Consider the following 8,319-nt stretch of genomic DNA (forward strand, 5'->3'; position numbering starts at 1 on the left):
TGAAAGCATCGGAAAGACTGATGCCTTACAGCATAATCTTTCCATAGTTGGCAATTCTTGCGTTTCTTGCTATCACAGTTCTTTTCGGATTGACGGTTACTTCATTGAGATTTGAAACAAATATCGACAATCTTGCCTCGGACTCCGAGGGAGTCATAAGAAAGAATGAACTGGCCGCCAGAGAGTTCTCTGTCTGGGAGCCGCTGTACCTTGCGCTTCTAAGAAACATGGATGATCCCGCCTCATGGCAGAAACTCTCCGAGACAATCTCGACCATAAGACAAATTCCAAATGTTTCGAGGGCTCTGAGCCCTCTTGATACTACCTATATCACTCTTCAGGGTCTGGTCATAAGACAGTTCCGGTTACGACCAGGTTCCACTTACGGTTGAGGAAGTCAAGGCTTTCAGGAAGTTGCTCGAAAAGAGTTTTGATAGCTACTTCGCGGCAAGCTCAAAAGGCGACGCGGCCCTCGTGAAACTGTATGTACGAGGCGGACTGGGCAGCAGGGGAAAAACGGCTATTCAGGGAATTCAGAATACACTCGATTCACAGTGGGGCGCGGACAGATATAGATTGACCGGCGAACTATTTCTGGGTTATTCAGTTGACAACACTGTCACTGCAGATGTTCTCCTGCTGTTTCCGATAGCCATAGTCATTGCCTTTCTCGTGACTTTTCTCACTTTCAGGAGTGTTGCGGGTGTTCTAACACCGTCAATCAGAGCGCTCTCAAGTGTGGCGGTGACTCTCGGACCAATGGCAGTGGCGGATACTCCACTCACTATTATGAGTGCAGTTCTTCCAATTCTTTTGATAGCCATGGGCCGCCCCGACAGTATTCACATATTCAGCAGGTACAGAGTGGAGATCTTGAAGGGCTCGGTAAAGAGGGAGGCGATAATGCAGATGATGAAATCGATGATTCAGCCGGTTATGATGACCTCGCTAACCACAGCGGGGGGGTTGGTTCTCTCGCCTTCTCAAGCGTGATTCCAATGCATGAATTAGGTTATTTCAGCGTATTCGGGATTCTCTACGCTATGATATTCTCACTCTTAGCCGTCCTTGCGCTTATTAAAGTCTTGCCAACTACTAGGTTTGTGATCGCCACCTAAAGAGGACTCAAGGAGCCGCTCATAGAAAGGTTGCTCCACAGACTCTCTCTTTCAGTATCCAGACACAGAAAACCGGTGACATATCTGTCAATTCTGGCGGTAGTTGTGCGCGTTTGGAATTGCTAACTTGCAGTTCGAGTCGAATCTTTCGGAATATTTCAGGAAGGAGAGCGAAGTCTCAAAGGAAGTAGAGGCCTTTGAAAAAAAGGGTTGGTGGATCCTCCTTCCTCCTGAAAGTCGTTGATTCAAACCAGTCGGGCGGTGTACTGACACCGGCCTTCATAGATACTCTGAATGATCTGGAAAGTTTCCTGGAAGGCTTTAATATTCTCTCGAAGACCTCAACTTTTGCAAATCTGATTGAGAGCGTCTATTCTGGCCTGCCGACTCAAGTGCAGCTGAACCTTCTTAGAGGTACGACTGCGGGGACCGTTATTCAGGGCTCCGTTAATCAAGACTCGTCAAGAGCAGCAATTCACACCTACATAAGAAATACCAACGCAAGAGACATCTCCCGAACTCTTGTCCGCGTTGAGAATGGCCTTAAGGAGATACTTCCAGCGGAATTCAGCGTCACCCTTAAGGGCACACCCCCGTATTATTCAGCTTCACATGGAGAGTTTCTCCAGAAGCCAGGCGATCAGTCTCGCATTCTCGGTTCTGGTCGTATGGTCGCTTGTATCGCTAATGTTTTCTTCTCTCCTGGTGGGATCGGTGGCCATGCTACCCTTTTCTTTGCCGTTACGTTCAGTGTGGGGACCATGGGTATTCTAGGGGTCTCGCTTGATGCGGCAACTGTTCTCGTGGCTAGCATTTCAGTGGGAGTCTGAATAGATTATGCGATCCACTTCATCGAAAGAGTAAGACCAGAGCTCAAGATGGGGCTGTGTCTTCAGGAGCTTTCTAGCAAAGCTTCAAGAACCGCGGGCCATGCGTTGCTGGTGAATGCGGCGACTCTGATTTCGGGATTTGCAGTTCTCGCTTTTTCGAGATTTCTAACCGTTTCGGTATTTGGTTTGCTAGCGATTTTTACTATGGCGATCAGTTCTATGTCCACACTTGTAATAATACCGGCGATTCTTAGCTCTAGCTGACTTGAATCAAAGTTGACAGAGAAGCTCTCGAGAAAAGCAAAGTGATACGTCCTCAGGTTACTTCGGCCAGCACTACGCCCAGAGTTTTCTATAGAGTTTCTTAAGCTCCAATATACAGTCTGCAATCGTCTTGTCGTCTCCGCTCTTTCCTGCTGTTTCAAGCTTGAATCCAACTTCAGACAGCTCTTCAACGCCGTACATTCTTCCGGAGCCCTTGAGGCTGTGTCCGTCTCTGGAGATGGAGTCGAAGTTTCTTCTTTCCAAAGCGTTCTGAATATCGTCAATGGTTTTGTGGATGTGTTCCCCATATTCTTCGAACATCGCCGAGGCCTCTTCGAACGACAAGCCCATATCCTTAGCGAAGAGAGAGATGCTGTCTTGCGTATGCTTAGCCTTGTAAGATCTTGCCTGTTCTCCATCTCTCTTTTTGCCGGTCTTGTCATAGATGCCAAGATGATAGCGAACTACCTCGAGAAGATCAGACTGACTCACAGGCTTACCCAGAAAGCCGTCACAACCGGCTTCTATGGTTTTCTCCTCATCTCCCTGCATGGTATGGGCAGTCAGAGCTACTATAGGAATCTTGTAGCCCTCTTCTCTCAATACCTTTGTGGCTTCGTATCCATCCATGATCGGCATCTGCATATCCATCAGAACGAGATTGTACTTGTTGTTCCGTATCATCTCAACAGCATTTTTGCCATTGCTCGCCAGATCGACCGAATATCCTGCTTTCTCCAGCACTTCCTTTATCAACAGCTGGTTGGCCTCGTTGTCTTCGGCCAGCAGAATCCTGTACTTCTTACCGCCTGCTTTCGGAGCGAGTTCGAAGTAGTTGCCTATACTTTTCATCAGCTCCTCTTCTCTTACCGGCTTCTGGATAACTTCATCTACTCTGTCGCCGAACTGGACTTCGTCTTTGGCAGCATCCGTGATTGCGATAATTGAAGCGTCGTAGATACCATCAAGGGCAGTAAGGGCCTCGCTAGCTTTTTTTGGAGTGTCTACGATCGCAAGTGATGCTCCGAGATCCTTAACCGCTCTGGAGAGATTTGTAAGGTTCTTGACGGGTTGATAATGAATGCCGTTTCTCGTTAGCATGGAGCCGACGATAATCAAGAAATCGTCATCGTCAGATGCGAGAATGACCTTTCCGGCCACAGAGATTTCGGCTCTCTCCTTTTGTTTTGGAGCTTCTTTAGAAACCTGCGAAGGTATTCTGACGGTCACTTTAGATCCTTCCCCAACCTTACTCTCGAATCTGATCCTTCCCCCCATGAGCTCAACTATCTTCTTGGTTATTGCAAGACCTAAACCCGTCCCACCAAACTTTCTGGACATGGTTCCGTCTGCCTGAATGAATGGCTCAAATATCTCTTCCAGCTCGTCCCTGGAGACCCCGAAGCCTGTATCCTGAACGGTATATATGAGATACTTTCCATCATAATCAAGCAGTATCGAGACGTATCCCTTCTCGGTAAACTTCAGTCCGTTGGAAATCAGATTGGTCAGGATTTGCCTCATCCTGAACTCGTCACCATCCACATACTCCGGGACTCTTTCCGTTACGCTGTTTGCAAAATGCAGACCCTTAGAATAGGCCATCGGCAGGTAAGTTTCAGTAAGCTCATTGACAAGTTTCGATGGGCTGTAAGGGGAGATCATGAGGTCGAAACGGGCCGCTTCAATTTTGGAGAGATCAAGCACATCGTTGATAAGGCTTAGAAGGTGTTCACCGCTTCTATAGATAGTCTTAAGGTATTTCATCTTTTCGAGGTTCGTCTCGTCGTTCATAAGAAGCTCGGCGAACCCAAGGATAGCGTTCATTGGAGTCCGCATCTCGTGTGACATGTTCGCCAAAAACTCCGATTTCATCTTACTTGCCTGCTGGGCCTCTTTAGATACTTTTCTCAGGAGCTCGTTGGAATTCTTCAATCTGTCCAGTGTCCTCTCTATGAAGACCATGGTGTTGTTGAGTTCAGAGGCTATCTCGCCAAGCTCGTCATTCGAATTGATTTTGACTCTGGAAAACGACCCCTTCTTTATCGACTCAAATCCCTTCAGCAATTCCGAGAGGGCTTTGGATATATGAGCGTTTAGCGAGAATGAAAGTACGAAGGAAAAACCGAAGACACCCAGGACAACGATGCTGATAATTGGAAGCAGTCTGTTTCTTAGCTTGACGAGGAGGCCCTGTGATTGCAGCACATAGATATCTGCGCCCCCAATTGAGACCTTGTCCACAATGAACAGAGAACCAGACGAGAAGAAAGAGAAAGCCGGTCTGGGTTCGCTGACAGTGAAAGGTGTCTCTTCCGACCACTTCTCCTCATCCAGAACAGTCCTCACATATAATCCTGAGTCCGAGAACTCTCTCGGAATAACAAAGTAATCGCCGATTAGCAGGAAGGCAATCCCATCCTGTCCGATAAACGACGAAAGACTCTCGATATCGTTGTTGTCGAAGATAATCCCTGCGAGGTACGGAACTTCATTGCTAACTATTGTAGAGAAGTACACGAGCTGCCTTTCAAGCATCTTAAATCCGTTTCCCGACCTTTCGATCTCATCAATCTCTTCGTCGGAAAGAGCCGACCTGTTAAGAATAATCTCTCTCTCATCACCGAGTTGAACGAGAATGTCATACCCACTTTCAAGGACCTGCTCGAGAGCGTAACGATCGACAAAGAGTTTCAGATCTCTGCGCAGATCTATGAACCACTGAAAGACAGACTGTTTCTTTTCGGTTAGGTAGCTCTTGTACTCATCGGTTGCTGTTTGGATGAAAGTGATCGCCAGCAACGTTACAAGCAAAGTTAGCACCGCAAGAACGAAGAGCAGGAACTGTAGTGAGATCTTTCTGCTAAGCTTTCTCATTTACTTTCTCCGCTCTATTCTCTGAATGCGATCGTCTAACTACATCATTAGTCAACGTTGAACTCCCATTTGAAGGTTGCTCTACTTCCGTTCAGAACAACCGAATAGTAAACTGACGTATCGAGATAACTCGAAAGAGCAACTACTAGTCTATTTGAATCTATCAGAATAAATGGATCATACCTTGTAGTTTGAACAAGGAACCCTTCCCCAATTACATAAAGATCTGCCCAAACCCCATCCACAGCTTCGCCACGTTTGCATTTCCCTGCCACAGTAACATTTAGAAAGGATACTTCCGAAGAGTTCTCCGGCAGCTCAAAAAACAAGAGCCCTACTAGATCATCGATCGGAATGCCCAGTTCCGAGACGGCTTCATAGGGAATTGCAGTAACGGTTGCGGAGCTGCCGCCTTCCATCTCAAAGCCCTTAGAATCCGCACTATGGCAGCTGTCCTTGAGGCTCTCAATCGTTTCGATATTCACAGCAAGACCAACCGCTACAAGAGCAATGAACAGAACCAAGAGAAGTCTCAAAACCTCACCTACCCTATCTGGCAAAGGAAGAACTGCCTTGGTGCCATTATAGTACGTGAAGGCTGGATATCGAAAAAACAGAAGCTCTCAAACCTGAGCATCGAAGTTGAGACTCGATTTGCTTTTCGGAATATTGCAGTTTCTTATTGCTAAAGCGCAAGCCTATTCTTTGGGGCCAATCAATGAATTGAGAAATCCAACAAGCTCTTCGATTCCCACTCCGCTTGCTTCCCTCTCAATAATCTCGGTGGGAGTAAGCGATAGCCCATAATACTCCCTGTTTGTTTCGGTGTCCTGGCGTACAATCGAACCGCCCAGTGATACACCGGCGAAGATGCCGTTACTGACTGAATAAGAGTAAATGGCAGCTTCTAGTTTGTAATCAGTATCTGCAGAGAGGGTCTTGCCCGTGGGCCCGGCTGAAATTGAGGCGCTTCCGCCAAGGGTAACGTTATTGCTTAGAAAACCTTCAATGCCCTTCTCGTTCATAATGACAAGCACCAGACCGCTCTTTTGAACGCCGGCCTGAAATCCGTAGCTTATACCGTACAGCTTGAGAAACAACGGTCCATACCAGCGGCCATCTTCTCCTCTCTTGAGCAGAAAACCCTCTCCGAACTGCCCGCCGAATCCAAGCGCGGCTTTCACCATCTCAGGGTAAATCACTATTCCGCTAGACTTACTCATCAACTCAGCAAAAGATCCACTGTCTTCCGTTTCCGAAAGCTCTTGAAGAATACTTAGGGCATTTTGAATCCTTTCTTTGGGCAAGCTTGCTCCGAATGCCATTAAAGAAGCCATAAGAATCACCACCACGAAAAGCCTTTTCAGGTCAATCCCCTCCCGAAGTATCGAGTCTACTTCACTCTAAGAAAAACCTCCTGCCTTTCCTGACCGAAGGTTACGCTAGACAATCTAAACTCTCCTTTTGAGGATATTCTTGGAACATCGGCGTTGTTGACAACAACGTTCTGATACTGGAAGTACGGCAAGTCCTGAACTATTGGGAAGAAACTTCCCTTCGAGTCGGTCACGCCATATAGAAATCGCAAGGCATCGAGTACCTCTGATTTGATCACTGCAACCGCAACGTAGCCTCCCTTAACTTCACTTTGAGGGAAGTCCTTTGAGAAGATCTCTCTCCCTTCTCCGTCGTAAACGGCAATAGTAAGCTGAGGCTTTCCTGAAACGTCTAGCTTGACCTTTCTGAAATCGATCTCACTCTCCTCAATTCCCGAAAGAGCAAGAATCTCTTCCCGAGAAAGCGATATTTGCTCTTCGGGCTGGACTGTCTTCTCTCCGCAAGAGGATACAAGAAGCATCGTCAGTGAAGTTAAGATTAGAAAGGTGACAATTAGACTTTTGCGTATAGTTTTCTTCATACTACCTCCCTCATCTTATCAGAACAGTCGGTGATCAAAAAGTCGCAGACTTCCCTGACCTTGAGGCGCAAATTCTGATCGTTCAGCGTCCAGAGTGAAATTTTTGTTCCGCCTTCACGTACCTTCCGCAACATAGAGAGGCCCTTTTCCAATCCCAAATATTCGAAGAGATCCTTGTTGAGATTTACTGAGTAGGGCTTGTACTTCTTTATGACGCCCGCCAGATACTCTTCGCCGCCGACTTGGCGGATCTCTTTATCTATTATAGGTGCAATCATTGGATTGCCGAAGAACTCCTCGGTGAATGCAAGCAAACAATCATGATGAAAAGAGGAGAACATTGTTCTCTCAACCGCATCAAACCTCTTGATAATCTTTATTACTTGAGGGACGGCTTCAACGGCCTTGATTTCGACATCAATAAATGTCTCTTCGGGGAGCTCTTTGTAAACCGTTTCGAGAGTAGTTAGAGAATCAAATCCAATCAGGTCCATCTTGTCCAGTTCGTCGAGTGTCGTTTCAGATAGCTTGACATCCAATCCCAGAGTTCTCTTGAGATCGGGATCGTGATTCAAGATCACTGCGCCGTCCTTCGTAAGCCTTACGTCGAGCTCAATGCCATGTGCGCCAAAGGACAGACCCTCCTCAAAAGACTTCAGCGTATTCTCGTATCTGCCCTTCCCCATACCCCTATGAGCTAAAACCAACATCAGAATCGCCTCCAAAAACGGCATATAGCGTTGCTGAATTCATTCTACTTTGTTAGCCCAACTCAGTCAAGGCATTCGAAGGCAAGAACACGCCAGTCTGCTGACGCAGGTGAAGACGCACGTAAGCTTTGAAAAGACGTCCTTCGAAAGATCAGTTGCAAGTTGTCAGTTCCAAGTTGCAGGCATAAGAGCCGCTGTGCGCTTAAAAGCGGTGAACCCGCTGGTCGCTGATGAAAAACACCGTTGCCCGTCAACGGTCCGCCGTCCTTGAGATGGAGCAGTTGCAAGTTCTCAGTTCCGAGTTGCAAGCCCTAAAGTAAAGAAAAAGTCAAATCCCGTCATTCTCGTGTATTGTCATAAGAGAGGAAGTAGAGAGTATAGAATGAGGGTAGAGGGAGTAGCCAGTCGTCATCCTTAGGCTTAGAGCCTGTATGCCAGGTTGGGCACCCTTCTTAACACGATTGAGAGTAATGGTCGAAAAGACCGCACCTTGTACGAGGTTGTGAAAGGAGGAACCCTCATGTTGTATGTAGGAGTGGACATATCCAGTGAAAGTTTTGACGTTTGTTTCTATTTACCAGAGAAGAAGAAAATGAAAAGCA

9 protein-coding genes are annotated in these 8,319 nt (G+C 47.0%); 3 read left to right on the top strand and 6 right to left on the bottom strand.

Annotated features, from left to right (window positions below; translation table 11 throughout):
* Positions 1-25: 25 nt before the first annotated feature.
* Positions 26-229, bottom strand: coding sequence for a hypothetical protein (locus Q502_RS00380; protein WP_133117348.1), 204 nt, complete (start codon positions 227-229; stop codon positions 26-28).
* Positions 230-414: 185 nt separating this feature from the next.
* On the opposite strand from Q502_RS00380, the gene Q502_RS00385 reads away from it, so the two are divergent.
* The 3 genes from Q502_RS00385 to Q502_RS00395 all read left to right on the top strand — a co-directional run bounded on the left by Q502_RS00385 (position 415) and on the right by Q502_RS00395 (position 2,212).
* The gene (locus tag Q502_RS00385; protein WP_099831016.1) at positions 415-993 is read left to right on the top strand and encodes an MMPL family transporter; all 579 of its coding nucleotides are present in this window, start codon (positions 415-417) and stop codon (positions 991-993) included.
* Positions 994-1,315: 322 nt separating this feature from the next.
* Complete coding sequence (locus tag Q502_RS00390; protein ID WP_102819070.1) at positions 1,316-1,948, top strand: hypothetical protein; 633 nt, start codon at positions 1,316-1,318, stop codon at positions 1,946-1,948.
* A gap of 12 nt (positions 1,949-1,960) precedes the next feature.
* Positions 1,961-2,212, top strand: coding sequence for an MMPL family transporter (locus Q502_RS00395; RefSeq protein ID WP_258006136.1), 252 nt, complete (start codon positions 1,961-1,963; stop codon positions 2,210-2,212).
* A gap of 72 nt (positions 2,213-2,284) precedes the next feature.
* Here the strand turns inward: Q502_RS00395 and Q502_RS00400 are convergent, their stop codons facing one another.
* The 5 genes from Q502_RS00400 to Q502_RS00420 all read right to left on the bottom strand — a co-directional run bounded on the left by Q502_RS00400 (position 2,285) and on the right by Q502_RS00420 (position 7,717).
* Positions 2,285-5,089: a response regulator gene (locus Q502_RS00400; RefSeq protein WP_099831018.1), complete on the bottom strand. Its 2,805-nt coding sequence runs from the start codon at positions 5,087-5,089 to the stop codon at positions 2,285-2,287.
* Positions 5,090-5,136: 47 nt separating this feature from the next.
* Positions 5,137-5,625: a hypothetical protein gene (locus Q502_RS00405; RefSeq protein WP_099831019.1), complete on the bottom strand. Its 489-nt coding sequence runs from the start codon at positions 5,623-5,625 to the stop codon at positions 5,137-5,139.
* Between the two features lie 162 nt (positions 5,626-5,787).
* Positions 5,788-6,426, bottom strand: coding sequence for a lipid-binding SYLF domain-containing protein (locus Q502_RS00410; RefSeq protein WP_243392457.1), 639 nt, complete (start codon positions 6,424-6,426; stop codon positions 5,788-5,790).
* 56 nt (positions 6,427-6,482) lie between these two features.
* Positions 6,483-7,007: a hypothetical protein gene (locus Q502_RS00415; protein WP_099831021.1), complete on the bottom strand. Its 525-nt coding sequence runs from the start codon at positions 7,005-7,007 to the stop codon at positions 6,483-6,485.
* Complete coding sequence (locus Q502_RS00420; protein WP_099831022.1) at positions 7,004-7,717, bottom strand: glycerophosphodiester phosphodiesterase family protein; 714 nt, start codon at positions 7,715-7,717, stop codon at positions 7,004-7,006. The genes Q502_RS00415 and Q502_RS00420 overlap by 4 nt, the downstream gene beginning before the upstream one ends.
* Positions 7,718-8,319: the final 602 nt, after the last annotated feature.

It is taken from the genome of Mesotoga sp. Brook.08.YT.4.2.5.2. (assembly GCF_003351125.1).
Lineage (GTDB): Bacteria > Thermotogota > Thermotogae > Petrotogales > Kosmotogaceae > Mesotoga.